The organism is Mesorhizobium sp. M0590 (genome assembly GCF_040320905.1).
Classification (GTDB): domain Bacteria; phylum Pseudomonadota; class Alphaproteobacteria; order Rhizobiales; family Rhizobiaceae; genus Mesorhizobium.
The window spans coordinates 54,517-72,283 of record NZ_JAMYQN010000010.1; the positions used below are offsets into that span (position 1 = coordinate 54,517).

Sequence of the window (17,767 nt, forward strand, 5' to 3'; positions counted from 1 at the left end):
CTTAGATGCATGACAGCCATGCGTTTTCGGCATGGCGAAAGCCTTCCCTGCATGTTAGCCTGCCTCAAATCGGTGGGAGAACTGATCTCCCTCGCTGTCCGCCAAGAGACGCCAACAGGGAGTGATGCATGGCCACCGCCACCAGAAAAGCGCCTGCCAAATCCAAATCAGACGGCAAGATGCCGGGCCTTTCCACCCCGAAGCCTGTTGAATTCACCAAGGACCAGGAGCTTGCCGCCTACCGGCACATGCTGCTCATCCGCCGCTTCGAGGAAAAGGCCGGCCAGCTTTACGGCATGGGCTTCATCGGCGGTTTCTGCCACCTCTACATCGGCCAGGAAGCGGTCGTTACCGGCATGAAGATGGCGCTGATCGACGGCGACCAGATGATCACCGCCTATCGCGACCATGGTCATATGCTGGCCATGGAGTTGTCACCGCGCGGCGTCATGGCCGAACTGACCGGGCGCCGTAGCGGCCTGTCGAGAGGCAAGGGCGGCTCCATGCACATGTTCTCCAAGGAGAAGCATTTTTACGGCGGCCACGGCATCGTCGGCGCGCAAGTGTCGCTCGGCACCGGCATTGCCTTCGCCAACCGCTATCGCGGCAACAACAATGTGACGCTGACCTATTTCGGCGACGGCGCGGCGAACCAGGGCCAGGTCTACGAAAGCTTCAACATGGCCTCGCTGTGGAAGCTTCCGGTGATCTACATCATCGAGAACAACCGCTACGCCATGGGCACCTCGGTCTCGCGCTCGTCGGCCGAGACGGATTTCTCGCACCGCGGCGCGTCCTTCAAGATTCCAGGCATCCAGGTCGACGGCATGGATGTGCGCGCTGTAAAGGCAGCCGGCGACCTCGCCGCCGAATGGTGCCGCGCCGGCAACGGGCCGCTCATTCTCGAAATGCAGACCTATCGTTACCGCGGCCATTCGATGTCGGATCCGGCAAAATACCGCTCCAAGGAAGAAGTGCAGAAAATGCGCTCCGAACGTGACCCGATCGAGCAGGTCAAAGCGCGGCTGCTCGACAAGAAATGGGCAAGCGAGGACGAGCTCAAGGCCATCGACAAGGAAGTCCGCGACGTTGTCGCCGATGCCGCAGAATTTGCCCAGAACGACGCGGAGCCGGATCCGTCCGAGCTCTGGACCGACATCGTACTTTAACGAGAGGGCAAGGACATGCCGATCGAAATTCTCATGCCCGCCCTCTCGCCGACCATGGAAGAGGGTAATGTTTCCAAGTGGTTGAAGAAAGAGGGCGACAAGGTCGCGGCGGGTGACGCCATTGCCGAGATAGAGACGGACAAGGCAACGATGGAAGTCGAAGCCGTGGACGACGGCACGCTTGCCAAGATCGTGGTTCCTGCCGGCACCGAAGGTGTCAAAGTCAACACGCTGATCGCTGTGCTGGCCGTCGATGGCGAAGACATCGACGAGGCAGGCGAAGGTATCGGCGAGGAGGCTATTGAGGCGCAAGCGGAAGCGCCCGCGGCCGCTCCGGCCCCCGCGGCTGCTGCGGCCAAGAGCGAAGCGGCAGCACCTGTTGCCGCTGCGCCCAGGTTGGAAATTGCCGCCGATCCGGACATCCCGGCCGGCACCGAAATGGTCTCGACCACAGTGCGTGAAGCCTTGCGCGACGCAATGGCGGAGGAAATGCGCCGCGACGGCGACGTCTTCGTCATGGGCGAGGAAGTCGCCGAGTACCAGGGCGCCTACAAGATCACACAAGGCCTGTTGCAGGAATTCGGTCCGAGACGCGTGGTCGACACGCCGATCACCGAGCACGGCTTTGCCGGCGTTGGTGTTGGCGCGGCGATGGCCGGCCTGAAGCCGATCGTCGAATTCATGACCTTCAACTTCGCCATGCAGGCGATCGACCAGATCATCAATTCAGCCGCCAAGACGCTCTATATGTCCGGCGGCCAGATGGGCGCCCCGATCGTCTTTCGCGGCCCGAACGGCGCTGCTGCCCGCGTCGCCGCGCAGCATTCGCAGTGCTATGCCGCCTGGTACAGCCATATTCCCGGCTTGAAGGTGGTGATGCCTTATACCGCCGCCGACGCCAAGGGTCTGCTCAAGGCGGCGATCCGCGATCCGAACCCGGTCATCTTCCTCGAAAACGAAATCCTTTACGGCCACTCCTTCGACGTGCCGAAGATGGACGATTTCGTGTTGCCGATCGGCAAGGCGCGCATTCACAAATCCGGCAAGGACGTGACCATCGTCTCGTTCGGCATCGGCATGACCTACGCGCTAAAGGCGGAGGCGGAGTTGCGCGGCATGGGCATCGATGCCGAGATCATCGACTTGCGCACCATCCGCCCGCTCGACTTCGACACCATCATCGCCTCGGTCAAAAAGACCAATCGCCTCGTGGTGGTCGAGGAAGGCTTTCCGCAGAACTCGGTCGGCGACCATATCGCCAATCAGGTCTCGCAGCGCGCCTTCGATTTCCTCGATGCACCGGTCATTACAATTGCCGGCAAGGACGTGCCGATGCCCTATGCGGCGAACCTCGAAAAGCTGGCGCTGCCCAATGTCGGCGAGGTCGTCGAGGCGGTCAAAGCCGTCACGTATCGCTGAGCAGGGCGGGAGGACAAAATGCCGATCAACATCACCATGCCGGCGCTGTCGCCCACAATGGAAGAGGGCAATCTTTCCAAGTGGCTGGTCAAGGAAGGCGATAAAGTTTCGCCCGGCGACGTGATTGCCGAGATCGAGACCGACAAGGCGACGATGGAAGTCGAAGCCGTCGACGAGGGCACGGTCGCCAAGCTGGTGGTTCCGGCCGGCACAGAAGGCGTCAAGGTCAATGCGCTGATCGCGGTGCTGGCTGCCGAGGGCGAGGATGCTGCTTCTGCCGCCAAAAGCGGTGATGGCGCTGCGCCGGCCAAGGCTGAGGCTCCGAAAGCGGAAGCCCCCAAAGCTGAAACATCAAAGCCCGAAGCGTCGAAGCAGGAGCCTGCCGCACCTGCGCCTAAGGCGGAAGCGGTGCCGGTCGCCAACGGCCACGCAAGCGGTGAGCGCATCTTCGCCTCGCCGCTGGCCCGGCGCATTGCCAGGGAAGCCGGCGTCGATGTCGCGGCGCTGACAGGCTCCGGCCCCCGCGGCCGCGTAGTAAAGGCCGATGTCGATGCCGCAATTTCCAGTGGCGGCGCCAAGGCAGCGCCAGCAGCAAAAGCAGCGCCTGCCGGCGCTACGGCACCTGCGGCCGCAGCACCCAAGGCGATGTCGGATGAGCAGGTGCTCAAACTGTTTGCGGAAGGCTCCTACGAGCTGATCCCGCACGACAATATGCGCAAGACCATTGCGAGGCGGCTGGTCGAAGCCAAGACCACCATCCCGCATTTCTATCTGACGCTCGACTGCGAGCTCGACGCACTTCTGGCCCTGCGCACGCAAATCAATGCGGCCGCGCCGGTGAAGAAGACCGAGAAGGGCGAAACGCCGGCCTACAAGCTGTCGGTCAACGACATGGTCATCAAGGCTCTTGCCATGGCGCTGATGGCGGTTCCGGATGCCAATGCGTCGTGGACAGAAAACGCCATGATCAAGCACAAGCACGCCGATGTCGGCGTTGCCGTATCGATCCCCGGCGGCCTGATCACCCCGATCATCCGGCGTGCTGACGAAAAGACGATGTCCGTCATCTCCAACGAGATGAAGGATCTTGCCGGCCGCGCCCGCAGCCGCAAGCTGAAGCCGGAAGAATATCAGGGCGGCAGCACGGCGGTGTCCAATCTCGGCATGTTCGGCATCAAGGATTTTTCTGCCGTCATCAACCCGCCGCATGCGACGATCCTGGCGGTCGGCGCCGGCGAGCAACGCGCGGTGGTCAAGAACGGCGAGATCAAGATCGCCACGATCATGTCGGTGACGTTGTCGACCGATCACCGCGCCGTCGACGGTGCGCTCGGCGCCGAGCTGCTCGTCGCCTTCAAACGCATGGTCGAAAACCCGATGGGCATGCTGGTTTAAGAGAGGGGAACAGGGCGGTGCGGAAATTCTTCACCAGCCTTTTTGCCTTCTTTCTTTCCGGTTTGGCGGGCGGATTGGTGGCGCAGTGGCTCGCCGTCGCCACCAATGCCGACGTAGAGTACATCCTTGTATTCATGATCTCGGCTCTCGTCACCGTCCTCGCGACGCTCGCATTCTTCATCGCACAATTCATGTCGGACCCACGACGGGCAACAAAGCTGACCGCGACCATAGGGGTAGCGTTTTTTGTGCTCGTTGGAGTTTTCCTGATCGGCTGGACTTTCTCCCAGCCCCCAGGCAAGAGCCAGTGGTCGGGCGATCTTCCCATAGTCGCCGGTCTCGTCCTGCCAGGCATCGCTACGGTGCTGGTCCAGTGGCTTTTCGTGCGCTGGCGATTGGCGCGCTCGCAACCAGGTTTCGGCGGGGCAGGCACATGAAGACGGTCCTCTGCTACGGCGATTCGCTTACCTGGGGCTATGACGCGGCAGGCCTTGGCCGGCATCCGCTGGAAGATCGCTGGCCGAGCGTGCTGCAGGCGGCATTGGGCAGCGGCGTCGAGGTCATCGCCGAAGGCCTGAATGGCCGAACCACCGCCTTCGACGATCACTTGGCTGGGGCGGACCGCAATGGCGCAAGGCTGTTGCCAACAATCCTGACGACGCACGCACCGATCGACTTGATCGTCATCATGCTCGGCGCCAACGATATGAAGCCGTGGATTCATGGTAATCCGGTCGCGGCCAAGCAAGGCATGCAACGCCTGATCGATATCGTGCGCGGTCACGATTACCCGTTCGATTGGCCGGCGCCGCAGATCCTGATCGTCGCGCCGCCCGTAGTCAGCCGCACGGAAAACGCCGAGTTCAAGGAAATGTTCGCCGGCGGCGATGACGCGTCAAAGCGGCTGGCGCCGCAATATTCCGCCCTTTCCGACGAGGCCGGCTGCGGCTTCTTCGATGCCGGCACGGTGGCCAAAACCACGCCGCTCGACGGCGTCCACCTGGACGCGGAAAACACGCGGAACGTCGGGCAAGCGCTGGCGCCGCTCGTGCGCCTCATGTTGGAATTGTGAAGGAGAAAGCCGTGGCTGAGAACTACGACGTCATCATCATCGGCTCCGGCCCCGGCGGCTATGTCACTGCAGTGCGTTCGGCCCAGCTTGGCTTCAAGACGGCGATCGTCGAGCGCGAGCACTTGGGCGGCATCTGCCTCAACTGGGGCTGCATTCCGACCAAAGCGCTGCTGCGCTCCGCCGAGATCATGCACTATTCGGATCATCTGAAGGACTACGGCCTGAAGATCGATGGCAAGGTCGGGGTCGACACAGCCGCCGTCGTCGATCGCTCGCGAAAGGTCTCGCTGCGGCTCAACGGCGGCGTCGGCTTCCTGATGAAGAAGAACAAGGTCGACGTCATCTGGGGCGAAGCCAAGCTGACCAAACCTGGCGAGATCGTCGTGTCGAAATCGTCGAAGAAGCCAATGGAGCCGCAGCCGCCGGCGCCCAAGGGCGTCAAGGGCGAGGGCACCTATAGCGCCAAGCACATCATCCTGGCGACCGGCGCCAGGCCGCGCGCGCTGCCTGGCATCGAGCCTGACGGCAAGTTGATCTGGACCTATTTCGAGGCGATGGTGCCGAAAGAGATGCCGAAATCGCTGCTGGTGATGGGCTCGGGCGCCATCGGCATCGAGTTCGCCTCGTTCTACCGCACCATGGGCGCCGAGGTGACGGTGGTCGAACTGCTGCCGGCCGTGATGCCGGTCGAGGACGCCGAGGTCTCGAAATTCGCGCAGAAGCAGTTCGAGAAGCAGGGCATGAAGATCATCCTAGAAGCCAAGGTGACCAAGGTCGAGAAGGGCACTAACTCGGTCACCGCGCATGTCGAGATGAAGGACGGCAAGGTCGAGAAGATCACCGCCGATCGCATGATCTCGGCCGTCGGCGTACAAGGCAATATCGAGAACCTCGGCCTCGAGACGCTGGGCGTGAAGACGGACCGCGGTTGCGTCGTCGTCGACGGCTACGGCAAGACCAATGTGCCGGGCGTCTACGCCATCGGCGACGTTGCCGGACCGCCGATGCTCGCCCACAAGGCCGAGCATGAGGGCGTGGTCTGTGTGGAAAAGATCGCCAATTTCCCCGGCGTGCATGCCATCGACAAGCTGAAGATCCCGGGCTGCACCTATTGCAATCCGCAAGTCGCCTCGGTCGGACTGACGGAAGCCAAAGCGAAAGCCGACGGAAAGGACATCCGCGTCGGCCGCTTTCAGTTCGCGGCAAACGGCAAGGCGATTGCGCTCGGCGAGGACCAAGGCTTCGTCAAGACCATTTTCGACAAGAAGACCGGCCAGTTGCTGGGTGCCCACATGGTCGGCGCAGAAGTAACCGAACTGATCCAGGGCTTCGTCGTGGCGATGAATCTGGAGACCACCGAGGAGGAGCTGATGCACACGATCTTCCCGCACCCGACGCTGTCGGAGATGATGAAGGAGAGTGTGCTCGACGCCTATGGCCGCGCACTGAATGCATGATAAATTAGTTGGGCGAGTCTCACACGGAAGACACAAAGGAACTCGACGGCAGAGCAATTCGTTTCGCAGGCATCATCCATCATACAAGGAGAGGGCATATGGAAATGAACGGCGTGGGCTGGGTTGCAGCCATCATCATCGGAGGCCTGGCGGGATGGCTCGCCGAGATGGTCATGAAGAGCAATACCGGCATCCTCATGAACATCGTTCTCGGCATTGTCGGCGCAATCGTGTTGAACGCCATCTTGCAGGCCCTGAACATCGGCATCTTCGGCGTCGGCTGGATAGCCTATCTGATCACCGGCTTCATCGGCGCCTGCATTCTGATTGCGGTCGGACGACTGGTGCGCCGCTAACCTCTGTCGGCACTTGCTATGCGAAAAAGGCCACCGCGGCATGCGTGATCGCGGCCTTTTTCTTTTCGCCGAAAAGTCCTAGATGACGTGGGTAGAGCGAGCGCTGGACAAGCGCTTGCCAATGAGCCGGGTTTCACATGGTCACCGTCCTCGACACGATTGCCAATGCGCCGCGCCTGCGGCATCCCGAAAAGGCGCACAAGCCGGATCAGGACGTACTGCGCAAGCCTGACTGGATCCGCGTCAAGGCGCCGATGTCGAAAGGCTATGCCGAGACGCGCGAAATCGTGAAGTCTCACAAACTGGTGACGGTTTGCGAAGAGGCGGGCTGCCCCAATATCGGCGAGTGCTGGGAGAAGAAGCACGCCACCTTCATGATCATGGGCGAGATCTGCACGCGGGCCTGCGCCTTTTGCAATGTCGCCACCGGCATCCCGACCGCACTCGATCCCGACGAGCCGGCGCGTGTCGCGCATGCGGTCAAGCAAATGGGCTTGAGCCATGTCGTCATCACCTCCGTCGATCGCGACGATCTCGCCGATGGCGGGGCCCAGCATTTTGCCGATGTCATCCGTGCGATCAGGGCAGCAACCCCGTCGACGACGATCGAAATCCTGACGCCCGATTTCCTGCGCAAGGACGGTGCACTGGAGATCGTCGTGGCGGCCAAGCCGGACGTTTTCAACCATAATCTCGAGACCGTTCCGTCGAACTATCTGACTGTTCGGCCGGGTGCGCGCTATTTCCACTCGATCAGGCTCTTGCAGCGGGTCAAGGAACTCGACCCCTCGATCTTCACCAAGTCCGGCATCATGGTCGGCCTTGGCGAGGAGCGGAACGAAATCCTGCAGCTGATGGACGATTTGCGTTCGGCCAATGTCGACTTCATGACCATCGGCCAATATCTGCAGCCGTCGAAGAAGCACCATCCGGTGATCCGCTTCGTCACGCCGGAGGAATTCAAGTCCTTTGAGACGATCGGCAGGACCAAGGGCTTCCTGCTGGTAGCGTCGAGCCCGCTGACGCGCTCGTCGCACCATGCCGGGGACGACTTTGCCAGGTTGCGCGCGGCGCGCGAAGCGTTTCTCAGGAAGTCCGCCTAACACACTGGTTTCATGCCACAATTCGAAGCCCATCGCCGCGTCGCGCATACGCCGGAACAGATGTTCGCTCTGGTTGCCGATATCGAATCCTATCCGCAATTCCTGCCGCTTTGCGAGGCACTTACGGTTCGTTCGCGCAAGGAACGCAACGGACGCACCCTGCTCATCGCGGACATGAGCATCGGCTACAAGGCGATCCGCGAGACTTTCACCACGCAGGTGCTGCTGAAGCCTGACGAGAACGCCATCGACGTCAAATATATCGACGGCCCGTTCAAATATCTCAGCAATGTCTGGCGCTTCGACCCGGCGGACGGCGGCGGTTGCAACGTCTGTTTCTTTATCGATTATGAGTTCAAGAGCCGCATTCTGGGTGCGCTCATGGGAACCATGTTCGACCGCGCCTTCCGCATGTTCTCCGAGGCGTTCGAGAAACGTGCCGAAATCATCTACGGCGCGCCATCGACAGCCTGATCCGCGGCGAGCGCGCGCAGACCCAGTTCAAGCGCATGTCGGACCGTCTCCCGGCGAATGAAATCACGGCCCTTGTCGGCGAACAGCTGGCATTCGCTGACCACCGGCCGGCCAGCCACGGCAACGCCGAACCAGACCAGGCCGACAGGTTTCTCCGCCGAGCCGCCGCCCGGACCGGCGATGCCAGTCACCGCCAGCGCGAGACCGGCCGGCGAATGCGCCAAGGCCCCGGCCGCCATCTCCACCGCAGTCTCGCGCGAGACCGCGCCGTGCGCTTCGAGCGTAGCGGCCGAGACGCCGAGCATCTCGGTCTTGGCCTGGTTGGAATAGGTGATGAAGCCGCGATCGACCACCGCGGAAGAGCCGGCGATGTCGGTCAGCGCGGCGATGATCATGCCGCCGGTGCAGCTCTCCGCCGTCGCCAGCATGATGCCGCGCTGCTGGCAGGCCTGAAGCAGGGCATCTGCGAGATCGCTATTGCTCACTCGGGGACATCCCCTGGAAATACAACGCTGGCGGTCGCGATGGCCGCTATGCCTTCCTCACGGCCGACGAAGCCGAGCTTCTCATTGGTTGTCGCCTTGATCGAGATGCGGTCGCGCGAAATTCGCAGCATTGCAGAAAGCGTTTCGGTCATGGCCTCGCGATGCGGGCCAACGCGCGGCGCCTCGCAGATCAGGGTGATGTCGGCGTTGGCGATGCGCCCGCCGCCCTCGCGCACCAGCTTCACCGCGTGTTCGACGAAGATGCGTGAAGCGGCCCCTTTCCACTGCGGGTCGGAGGGCGGGAAATGCGTGCCGATGTCACCGGCGCCGCAGGTGGCCAGCAGGGCGTCGGTCAAGGCATGGAGACCGACATCGGCATCCGAATGGCCGGATAACTTCCTGTCGTGTGGAATGGCGACGCCGCACAGGGTGACATGGTCGCCGGGCTCGAACGCATGGACGTCATAGCCATTGCCGGTTCGGATGTCGGGAAAACGTGGGGCGCTGGAAAGCCGCTGATCCGCCATTGCAATATCCCGTGCCCAGGTCAGTTTGACATTGTCCGGCGAGCCGGGAACGATCTTCACCGGAATATGCGCCCATTCGGCGATTGCCGCATCGTCGGTAAAATCCGCCTTGCCCAGATGATGAGCCTTTTCGTGCGCGGCCAGGATCGGCCAGAACGGAAAGCCTTGCGGTGTTTGTGCGGCATGGAGCCCGGCCCTGGACACTGTTTCGCCGATCATGCCTTCGGCCGTTTCGCGCTTCAGCGTATCGGCAACGGGCAAAGCAGGCAGCGCTCCCTGGCGCTCTTCAATGGCGGCGATCGTACGGTCTATCAGTTCCGCATCGACAAACGGCCGAGCCGCATCATGGATCAGGACCCGGCCCGGCGCATGGCTTCTCAACGCCAGCAGTCCAAGCCGGACGGACTCCTGGCGTGACGTACCGCCGATCACCGCGACGACACGGTCGGCGTTCGCGCCGGCGGCGCGGCGGAAAAGCGCGTCGTCTTCGGCATGTATAGCAACGACGACAGCTCCAATTTTCGGATGCGTCAGAAAGGCGTCGAGCGTGCGTGCGATAACGGCGCCGCCGCCAATCTGCTGGTACTGCTTCGGCCCCTTGGCCTGTCCGGCGCGCGCGCCGCGGCCGGCGGCAACGATGACCACCGCGACCTTGTCGTCCGCAGCTTGCTTTTCGTTGACATCTCTCATGCCGAGACGCTTAGCGCATGATCCCGAAAAGTGGTATCGCTTTCGGAAGACCCAGGATTGATGCGGTGCGGCGATCCGTATTTTCCCAAATGCGCCTTAATATCACGACATTGCGCGTTGCACATTGCCATCATTCTGGCTAGAGAATGTGCAGCAACCGAAGGTGCTTGGTTTTTGTGCATGCCTGATGTGACCAAATTGGCTTCGCCGCTGGATGTGGGTGGCGTGAGAATCCGCAACCGCGTGTTTCTCGCGCCGATGTCGGGCATTACCGACGAACCGTTCCGGCAGCGCGCCCATGCGCATGGCGCCGGGCTGGTTGTTTCGGAAATGGTGGCGAGCGGGGAGCTTGCAAAGGGCAGGGCTGGCTCGGGCCTGCGCATCCGTCATTCCGGGCTGCCTGTCCACATGGTCCAGCTTGCCGGCCGTGAGGCGGGGCACATGGCCGAGGGCGCGCGAATCGCAGCCGGCGAAGGCGCCGACATCATCGACATCAACATGGGCTGTCCGGCCAAGAAGGTGACGGGCGGCTATGCCGGTTCGGCACTGATGCGAGACCTCGACCACGCGCTGTCGCTGATCGAAGCGGTAGTCGGCGCGGTCGACGTGCCGGTCACGGTCAAGATGCGGCTCGGCTGGGACGAAGGCGCGCTCAACGCGCCGATGCTGGCGCGACGCGCCGAGCAGGCCGGGGTGAAGATGGTGACGGTACACGGCCGCACGCGTTGCCAGTTCTATCAGGGTAAGGCCGACTGGCGTGCCATCGCACGCGTCAAGCAGGCCGTCTCGATCCCGGTCGTTGCCAATGGCGATGTCGGCTCGCCGGCGGAGGCAGCGTCGATCCTCGACCAGTCCGGCGCCGACGCGGTGATGATCGGCCGCGCGCACTATGGCGCGCCTTGGACGGCCGGCAGCATTGTAGCGGCCGCGCTGGCCGAGCGGGTAGCCGGCATGCCGGCCAGCCCGCAAGCGCTGGGCGACTACGTCATTGGCCATTACGAAGACATGCTGACGCTCTATGGCGTGGAAAGCGGATTGCGCCAGGCGCGCAAGCATCTCGGCTGGTATCTCGACCGCCACGCCGCGACAAGCGACGACCGGCGCAAGGCCATACTCACGTCCTTCGAGCCTGGGCGTGTCGTTGCCTTGCTGCGCGACATGTTCTCAAGCGCTCCCGAGGCGGCAAACCTGCGGAGTGCGGCATGAACGCCACCGTCACACAGAGCACGGATATGGCGGACGCCGCGCATATTGTGCTCAACACCATTCGCCGGCCGGTGATCATGGTCGATCCGCAAGGTTTCATCACCTTCGCCAATGCCGATGCCGAGGATTTTTTCCGGTCGAGCGCCACGATGCTCGCCCGCAACACGCTGCACAAGCTCATTCCTTTCGGCAGCCCGCTGCTGACGCTTGTCGACCAGGTGCGCGAGCGCCGGGCGCCAGTCAACGAATACCGGGTGGACGTGTCGTCGCCGCGGCTCGGCATCGAGAAGGTGGTCGATCTCTACGTCGCGCCTGTGACGGAATTTCCAGGCTCCGTCGTGGTAATGTTCCAGGAACGCTCAATGGCCGACAAGATCGACCGGCAGATGACGCATCGCGGCGCGGCGCGATCGGTCACCGGCCTTGCCGCGATGCTTGCCCATGAGATCAAGAACCCGCTGTCGGGCATTCGTGGTGCCGCGCAGCTGCTTGAACTGTCGGCGTCCGACGAGGATCGCGCACTGACCAGGCTGATCACCGACGAGACCGACCGCATTGTCTCGCTGGTCGACCGCATGGAGGTGTTTTCGGACGAGCGGCCGATCGACCGCTACCCTGTCAACATCCATGTCGTGCTCGACCATGTTAAAGCAATCGCCAAGAACGGTTTTGCCAAGAGGATCAAGATATTAGAGGATTATGATCCATCATTGCCTCCGGTCTTTGCCAATCGCGACCAGCTCATCCAAGTATTCCTCAATCTGGTAAAAAATGCCGCCGAGGCGATCGGCAGCGATCCGCAGGGCGAGATCATGCTGTCGACCGCCTTCCGCCCGGGCATCCGTGTTTCCGTGCCCGGAACGCAGGACCGCGTGTCGCTGCCATTGGAATTCTGCGTGCGCGACAACGGTTCGGGTGTCTCCGAGGATATCCTGCCGATCCTGTTCGATCCCTTCATCACCACCAAGCCGAACGGCTCCGGTCTCGGTCTGGCGCTGGTCGCAAAGATCGTCGGCGAGCATGGCGGCATCATTGAATGCGAATCGACGCCGCGCGGGACCACCTTCCGTATCCTGATGCCGGCGTGGAAAGAAACTCAGTTTGGCACCGACGACGACGGTGAAGGAGACCGCAAATGACCGTTCGCGGCAATATTCTCGTCGCTGACGACGATGCGGCCATCCGCACAGTCCTCAACCAGGCGCTTTCGCGCGTCGGTCACGACGTGCGCGTCACCTCCAATGCCTCGACGCTGTGGCGCTGGGTGGCGGCGGGCGAGGGCGATCTGGTCATCACCGACGTTGTCATGCCCGACGAGAACGCCTTCGACATGCTACCGCGCATCAAGAAGGCGCGACCGGAACTGCCGGTCATCGTCATGAGTGCGCAGAACACGTTCATGACTGCGATCCGGGCCTCCGAAACCGGAGCCTATGAATATCTGCCGAAACCGTTCGACCTGACGGAGCTGCTCAACATCGTCAACCGCGCGCTTTCCGAGCCGCGGCGGCCTAAGATCGATACGCGTGCCGACGAGCCGCCTGAAACGATGCCGCTGGTCGGCCGCTCGGCGGCCATGCAGGACATCTACCGCATGCTGGCGCGCATGATGCAGACCGACCTGACGGTGATGATCTCGGGCGAATCGGGTACCGGCAAGGAACTGGTGGCGCGCGCGCTGCATGAATATGGCCGTCGTCGTGGTGGCCCCTTCGTCGCCATCAACATGGCGGCGATCCCACGCGACCTGATCGAATCGGAACTATTCGGGCACGAGAAGGGCGCCTTTACCGGCGCACAGAACCGCTCCACTGGCCGTTTCGAGCAGGCCGAAGGCGGCACGCTCTTCCTCGACGAGATCGGCGACATGCCGATGGAAGCGCAGACGCGGCTGCTGCGTGTGCTGCAGCAGGGCGAATACACCACGGTCGGCGGCCGCACGCCGATCAAGACCGACGTGCGCATCGTCGCTGCCACCAACAAGGACCTGCGCACGCTGATCAATCAGGGGCTTTTCCGCGAGGACCTGTTCTACCGTTTGAACGTTGTGCCACTCAGGCTGCCGGCGCTGCGCGAGCGCTCGGAGGACATTCCGGACCTCGTCCGCCACTTCTTCAAGCTCGGCGTCAGTGAAGGCTTGCAGACCAAGCGCATTTCCACCGGCGGCATCGAGCTGATGAAGCGCTACCCATGGCCCGGTAATGTGCGCGAACTCGAAAATCTCATCCGCAGGCTGGCCGCACTGTATTCGCAGGACGAGATCTCCGCGGAGATCATCGAGGCGGAATTGAAGACCGGCGAAAGGCCTGTCGTTCCAGGTGGCGGCAACCTCATTCCCGACGACCTTTCCATCGGCCAGGCGGTGGAGCATTTCCTGCAACGCTATTTTGCCTCGTTTGCCGGCGACTTGCCCCCGGCCGGGCTGTATCAGCGAATCCTCTCCGAGGTCGAATACCCGCTGGTCCTCGCCTCGATGACCGCAACGCGCGGTAACCAGATCAAGGCTGCGGAATTGCTGGGGCTCAACCGCAACACGCTGCGCAAAAAGATTCGCGAACTCGGCGTCAACGTCTACAAATCGTCCAGGCAGGTCTAGACGAATCCCTTTACGAGCGCTTTCCAGGGGATCGATTGCCGAAAGATTTCCGTCTCGGCCACACTTGTTGCATAATCGCCACAATGCGTTGCATACATCCGACGCAATCACTGGCTCTAGACGGCGACATGGCCCTGCACGCACCGACACTGAGCAAATCGCTTTTCAGCAATACGGGCGCGCGAGACGGTCGCCGGCTGCTTGCGCTGCCGGGCGTGGTCGCCATTGCCGGTGCGCTGGTGACGGCGGCGATCTCCTTCGCCATTCTCGTTGGCGCCACGCCGATCACGCCCGACGCAAGGACGACGCTGGCGCTGATTGCGCTTAATGCGGCGTTCGTGCTGTTTCTGATCTTGCTGGTCGGCCGCGAGGTGCATCGCATCCTGATGGCACGACGGCATGGCAAGGCTGCGTCGCGCCTGCATGTGCGCATAGTGGCGATGTTTGCGCTAGTCGCGGCCATCCCCGCGATCATGGTGGCGATCATCGCGTCGATCACGCTCGACATCGGCCTCGACCGCTGGTTCGAGATCCGCACCAAGACGATCGTCAATTCGTCGTTGTCTATCGCTGACGCCTATGTGCAGGAAAACGCGCGAAATCTTCAGGGCACGACGTTGTCGATGGCTTACGACCTCGACGCTTCGCGCACGCTTTACGGCCTCGATCGTACCGGTTTTCTCGACCTCATGAACAAGGAGGCGGTGGGACGCTCGCTGGCGCACGCAGCACTCATCAAGCCCGATGGTTCCTTCGTTATGAGCGCCAAGACCGACGCGGACTTTGCCATGCCGGAGCCGCCTGAGGGCGCCGTGGCAAGCGCTGCCGACGGCAAGCCGGTGCTGATAGAACCGCGCACCCGCAACATCATGGGTGCCATCGTCAAGCTGCGCGAGATCGACGGCCTCTATCTCTACACCATTCGCCTCGTCGATCCCGAGGTGATAAAGGCGCGGCAGATCGTCAAATCCAACACCGCCGAATATCGCGGTCTCGAAGACAATCGCCGCACCTCGCAAGTGGCTTTCGCGCTTCCCTATCTGTCGCTGACGCTGATCATCATCCTGTCCGCCATCTGGACCGGCATTGCGGTGGCCGACCGCCTGGTGCGGCCGATTCGTCAGCTCATCGGCGCGGCCGACGAGGTCGCTACCGGCAATCTCGATGTGGCCGTGCCAGTCCGCCCCTCCGACGGCGACGTCGCCTCGCTCGGCGACACCTTCAACAAGATGCTGATGGAGCTGAAATCGCAGCGCAACGAGATCCTGTCGGCCAAGGATTTGATCGACGAGCGGCGACGCTTTTCGGAGGCGGTGCTTGCCGGCGTCACCGCCGGGGTCATCGGCGTCGATCCATATGGCATCGTCACCATCGTCAACCGTTCGGCCGAAACGATGCTGGCCATATCCGCCACGGCAGCGCTTGGGCAGAACCTTTCCGCCGTGCTGCCGCATGTCGGCCGCGTCTTCGAGATCGGCCGCAAGTCGGGCAAGCCGGTCTATCGCGAACAGGTCACCTTCTATCGTGCCGGCACTGAACGGACCTTCAACGTACAGATCACGATCGAAGCCGGCGACGACGGTTCGGAGGATAAATCCTACGTCGTTACAGTCGATGACATTACCGATCTGGTCCAGGCACAGCGTTCCTCCGCATGGGCCGACGTGGCGCGACGCATCGCCCACGAGATCAAGAATCCACTGACGCCGATCCAGCTTTCGGCCGAGCGTATCAAGCGCCGTTACGGCAAGGTCATCACCGAGGACCGTGAGGTTTTCGATCAATGCACCGACACCATCATCCGGCAAGTGGAGGACATCGGCCGCATGGTCGACGAGTTCTCGGCGTTCGCCCGCATGCCGAAACCGGAAATGAAGGCCATCGATCTGCGCGATTCGTTGCGCGAAGCCTCGTTCCTGGTCGAAGTGAGCCGGGCCGACATCACTTTCGAGCGCGTCTTCGGCAATGAGCCGCTCAAAGGCACGTTCGACAGCCGGCTGATGGCGCAGGCTTTCGGCAACGTCATCAAGAATGCTGCCGAAGCCATCGACGGACTTGATGCAGAGGATCGTCCGCACGGCATAATCCGGATTCAAGCCGGGCGTCAGAATGGCGCGATTCGAATCGACGTCATCGACAACGGCAGGGGCTTGCCGCGCGAAAACCGGCAGCGCTTGCTCGAGCCTTACATGACGACACGCGAGAAAGGCACCGGGCTTGGCCTCGCTATCGTCAAGAAGATCGTGGAGGACCATGGCGGGCGACTCGAATTGCACGATGCACCAGCGGACTTCCACGATGGGCGGGGTGCAATGATCAGCATCATCCTGCCGGTTGCCGCCACCGTTCCGGTACGCGGCGAGGGCAAGACGGAACACGAAAAAGAAACTGAAAAGGTCGGTAATGGCGTCTGATATTCTCATCGTCGATGACGAGGAAGACATCCGCGAACTCGTCGCCGGTATCCTGAGCGACGAAGGTCACGAAACACGCACGGCGTTTGACGCCGACAGCGCGCTTGCGGCGGTTGCCGACCGGGCACCCAGGCTGATTTTCCTCGACATCTGGCTGCAGGGCTCGCGGCTCGATGGCCTTGTCTTGCTTGACGAGATCAAGACGATGCACCCGAACCTGCCGGTGGTGATGATCTCGGGCCACGGCAATATCGAAACGGCAGTCTCGGCCATCCGCCGCGGCGCCTATGATTTCATCGAAAAGCCATTCAAGGCCGACAGGCTGATCCTCATTGCCGAACGGGCGCTCGAAACCTCCAAATTGAGACGCGAGGTTTCGGATCTCAAGCTGCGCAGCGGCGAGACTTTCGACCTCATCGGCATGTCATCGGCAATGAGCCAATTGCGCCAGACCATCGAGCGCGTCGCGCCGACCAACAGCCGCGTCATGATTATCGGCCCCTCCGGCTCGGGCAAGGAACTGGCGGCGCGCGCCGTCCACGCACTGTCGGCGCGCAAGAGTGCACCGTTTGTGACGCTGAGCGCCGCCAGCATCACGCCTGAGCGTATGGAGATCGAGTTGTTCGGCACCGAATCGAACGGCGTCGAACGCAAGGTCGGCGCGCTGGAGGAAGCCCATCGCGGCATTCTCTACATCGATGAAGTGGCCGACATGCCGCGCGAGACGCAAAACAAGATCCTGCGCGTGCTGGTCGAACAGCAGTTCGAGCGGGTAGGGGGCACCAAGCGGGTCAAGGTCGACGTGCGCATCATCTCGTCGACCTCGCAGAACCTGGAAGCCATGATCGCCGACGGCCGTTTCCGCGAGGACCTTTATCATCGCCTGGCCGTGGTTCCGGTCATGGTGCCGGGACTGGCCGAGCGTCGCGAGGACATTCCTTATCTGGTCGACAATTTCATGAAGCAGATCGCTCGCCAGGCCGGCATCAAGCCGCGCCGCATCGGCGACGACGCGCTGGCGGTGCTGCAGGCGCATAACTGGCCGGGCAACGTTCGCCAGTTGCGCAACAATGTCGAGCGGCTGATGATCCTCGCGCGCGGCGACGATGTCGATGCGCCGATCACCGCCGATCTCCTGCCTGCCGAGATCGGCGACGTCATGCCGCGCACTCCAAACAAATCCGATCAGCACATAATGGCGCTGCCGCTGCGGGAAGCGCGCGAACAATTCGAGAAGGACTATCTGATTGCCCAGATCAACCGTTTTGGCGGCAACATCTCGAAGACGGCAGAGTTTATCGGCATGGAGCGCTCTGCATTGCACCGCAAGCTGAAGTCGCTGGGCGTCTGACAGTCAAACCAGTCGTGGCCCACGCAATTATCGGTTACGGCGGTCTTGGAATC

The 17,767-nt window shown here is 62.1% G+C and carries 16 protein-coding genes; 14 read left to right on the forward strand and 2 right to left on the reverse strand.

What is annotated here, in order from left to right; translation table 11 throughout:
• Nucleotides 1-179: 179 nt before the first annotated feature.
• The 9 genes from pdhA (at nucleotide 180) to NKI52_RS17990 (ending at nucleotide 8,445) form a co-directional block, all read left to right on the forward strand.
• Nucleotides 180-1,169, forward strand: coding sequence for a pyruvate dehydrogenase (acetyl-transferring) E1 component subunit alpha (gene pdhA / locus NKI52_RS17950; RefSeq protein ID WP_245274631.1), 990 nt, complete (start codon nucleotides 180-182; stop codon nucleotides 1,167-1,169).
• Between the two features lie 15 nt (nucleotides 1,170-1,184).
• Entirely contained in the window at nucleotides 1,185-2,588 is a 1,404-nt protein-coding gene (locus NKI52_RS17955) for a pyruvate dehydrogenase complex E1 component subunit beta (RefSeq protein WP_352698835.1), read from the forward strand.
• An 18-nt stretch (nucleotides 2,589-2,606) separates the two neighbouring features.
• Nucleotides 2,607-3,983, forward strand: a complete 1,377-nt coding sequence (locus tag NKI52_RS17960) for a pyruvate dehydrogenase complex dihydrolipoamide acetyltransferase (protein WP_352698837.1) — start codon at nucleotides 2,607-2,609, stop codon at nucleotides 3,981-3,983.
• A 17-nt stretch (nucleotides 3,984-4,000) separates the two neighbouring features.
• On the forward strand, nucleotides 4,001-4,420 hold the full coding sequence (locus NKI52_RS17965) for a hypothetical protein (RefSeq protein WP_352698839.1): 420 nt from the start codon (nucleotides 4,001-4,003) through the stop codon (nucleotides 4,418-4,420).
• Entirely contained in the window at nucleotides 4,417-5,055 is a 639-nt protein-coding gene (locus NKI52_RS17970; RefSeq protein WP_352698841.1) for an SGNH/GDSL hydrolase family protein, read from the forward strand. Before NKI52_RS17965 ends, NKI52_RS17970 begins: the two co-directional genes overlap by 4 nt.
• 11 nt (nucleotides 5,056-5,066) lie before the next feature.
• On the forward strand, nucleotides 5,067-6,512 hold the full coding sequence (gene lpdA, locus NKI52_RS17975) for a dihydrolipoyl dehydrogenase (protein ID WP_352507415.1): 1,446 nt from the start codon (nucleotides 5,067-5,069) through the stop codon (nucleotides 6,510-6,512).
• 98 nt (nucleotides 6,513-6,610) lie between these two features.
• Nucleotides 6,611-6,868: a GlsB/YeaQ/YmgE family stress response membrane protein gene (locus NKI52_RS17980; protein WP_023675081.1), complete on the forward strand. Its 258-nt coding sequence runs from the start codon at nucleotides 6,611-6,613 to the stop codon at nucleotides 6,866-6,868.
• Between the two features lie 137 nt (nucleotides 6,869-7,005).
• Nucleotides 7,006-7,971, forward strand: coding sequence for a lipoyl synthase (gene lipA / locus NKI52_RS17985; protein WP_352457494.1), 966 nt, complete (start codon nucleotides 7,006-7,008; stop codon nucleotides 7,969-7,971).
• A gap of 12 nt (nucleotides 7,972-7,983) precedes the next feature.
• A complete protein-coding gene (locus tag NKI52_RS17990) occupies nucleotides 7,984-8,445 on the forward strand; it encodes a type II toxin-antitoxin system RatA family toxin (protein WP_352577850.1) in 462 nt (153 codons plus the stop codon).
• On the opposite strand, the gene NKI52_RS17995 is transcribed toward NKI52_RS17990, so the two are convergent.
• Together NKI52_RS17995 and NKI52_RS18000 are read right to left on the reverse strand one after the other, a co-directional pair.
• Nucleotides 8,421-8,930: a CinA family protein gene (locus NKI52_RS17995; protein WP_352577851.1), complete on the reverse strand. Its 510-nt coding sequence runs from the start codon at nucleotides 8,928-8,930 to the stop codon at nucleotides 8,421-8,423. The genes NKI52_RS17990 and NKI52_RS17995 overlap by 25 nt on opposite strands.
• The gene (locus NKI52_RS18000; RefSeq protein WP_352457491.1) at nucleotides 8,927-10,147 is read right to left on the reverse strand and encodes a bifunctional 2-C-methyl-D-erythritol 4-phosphate cytidylyltransferase/2-C-methyl-D-erythritol 2,4-cyclodiphosphate synthase; all 1,221 of its coding nucleotides are present in this window, start codon (nucleotides 10,145-10,147) and stop codon (nucleotides 8,927-8,929) included. The genes NKI52_RS17995 and NKI52_RS18000 overlap by 4 nt, the downstream gene beginning before the upstream one ends.
• 180 nt (nucleotides 10,148-10,327) lie before the next feature.
• Between NKI52_RS18000 and dusB the strand changes: the two genes are divergently transcribed.
• The 5 genes from dusB to ntrX all read left to right on the forward strand — a co-directional run bounded on the left by dusB (nucleotide 10,328) and on the right by ntrX (nucleotide 17,714).
• On the forward strand, nucleotides 10,328-11,353 hold the full coding sequence (dusB, locus tag NKI52_RS18005; protein ID WP_352698844.1) for a tRNA dihydrouridine synthase DusB: 1,026 nt from the start codon (nucleotides 10,328-10,330) through the stop codon (nucleotides 11,351-11,353).
• Nucleotides 11,350-12,492: a two-component system sensor histidine kinase NtrB gene (locus NKI52_RS18010; protein ID WP_023675075.1), complete on the forward strand. Its 1,143-nt coding sequence runs from the start codon at nucleotides 11,350-11,352 to the stop codon at nucleotides 12,490-12,492. Before dusB ends, NKI52_RS18010 begins: the two co-directional genes overlap by 4 nt.
• Nucleotides 12,489-13,949, forward strand: a complete 1,461-nt coding sequence (gene ntrC, locus NKI52_RS18015) for a nitrogen regulation protein NR(I) (RefSeq protein WP_254817199.1) — start codon at nucleotides 12,489-12,491, stop codon at nucleotides 13,947-13,949. Before NKI52_RS18010 ends, ntrC begins: the two co-directional genes overlap by 4 nt.
• Before the next feature lie 128 nt (nucleotides 13,950-14,077).
• Nucleotides 14,078-16,363: a sensor histidine kinase NtrY-like gene (locus tag NKI52_RS18020; protein WP_352698846.1), complete on the forward strand. Its 2,286-nt coding sequence runs from the start codon at nucleotides 14,078-14,080 to the stop codon at nucleotides 16,361-16,363.
• Nucleotides 16,353-17,714, forward strand: coding sequence for a nitrogen assimilation response regulator NtrX (gene ntrX, locus NKI52_RS18025; protein ID WP_352681283.1), 1,362 nt, complete (start codon nucleotides 16,353-16,355; stop codon nucleotides 17,712-17,714). The genes NKI52_RS18020 and ntrX overlap by 11 nt, the downstream gene beginning before the upstream one ends.
• Nucleotides 17,715-17,767: the final 53 nt, after the last annotated feature.

What these genes read in the sequence shown, in the direction of transcription:
- pdhA (WP_245274631.1), top strand. Translation starts at nt 180, where the DNA reads ATGCCGGGCCTTTCCACCCCGAAGCCTGTTGAATTCACCAAGGACCAG.
- NKI52_RS17955 (WP_352698835.1), top strand. Translation starts at nt 1,185, where the DNA reads ATGCCGATCGAAATTCTCATGCCCGCCCTCTCGCCGACCATGGAAGAG.
- NKI52_RS17960 (WP_352698837.1), top strand. Translation starts at nt 2,607, where the DNA reads ATGCCGATCAACATCACCATGCCGGCGCTGTCGCCCACAATGGAAGAG.
- NKI52_RS17970 (WP_352698841.1), top strand. Translation starts at nt 4,417, where the DNA reads ATGAAGACGGTCCTCTGCTACGGCGATTCGCTTACCTGGGGCTATGAC.
- NKI52_RS17980 (WP_023675081.1), top strand. Translation starts at nt 6,611, where the DNA reads ATGGAAATGAACGGCGTGGGCTGGGTTGCAGCCATCATCATCGGAGGC.
- lipA (WP_352457494.1), top strand. Translation starts at nt 7,006, where the DNA reads ATGGTCACCGTCCTCGACACGATTGCCAATGCGCCGCGCCTGCGGCAT.
- NKI52_RS17990 (WP_352577850.1), top strand. Translation starts at nt 7,984, where the DNA reads ATGCCACAATTCGAAGCCCATCGCCGCGTCGCGCATACGCCGGAACAG.
- NKI52_RS18000 (WP_352457491.1), bottom strand. Translation starts at nt 10,147, where the DNA reads ATGAGAGATGTCAACGAAAAGCAAGCTGCGGACGACAAGGTCGCGGTG.
- dusB (WP_352698844.1), top strand. Translation starts at nt 10,328, where the DNA reads ATGCCTGATGTGACCAAATTGGCTTCGCCGCTGGATGTGGGTGGCGTG.
- NKI52_RS18010 (WP_023675075.1), top strand. Translation starts at nt 11,350, where the DNA reads ATGAACGCCACCGTCACACAGAGCACGGATATGGCGGACGCCGCGCAT.
- ntrC (WP_254817199.1), top strand. Translation starts at nt 12,489, where the DNA reads ATGACCGTTCGCGGCAATATTCTCGTCGCTGACGACGATGCGGCCATC.
- NKI52_RS18020 (WP_352698846.1), top strand. Translation starts at nt 14,078, where the DNA reads ATGGCCCTGCACGCACCGACACTGAGCAAATCGCTTTTCAGCAATACG.
- ntrX (WP_352681283.1), top strand. Translation starts at nt 16,353, where the DNA reads ATGGCGTCTGATATTCTCATCGTCGATGACGAGGAAGACATCCGCGAA.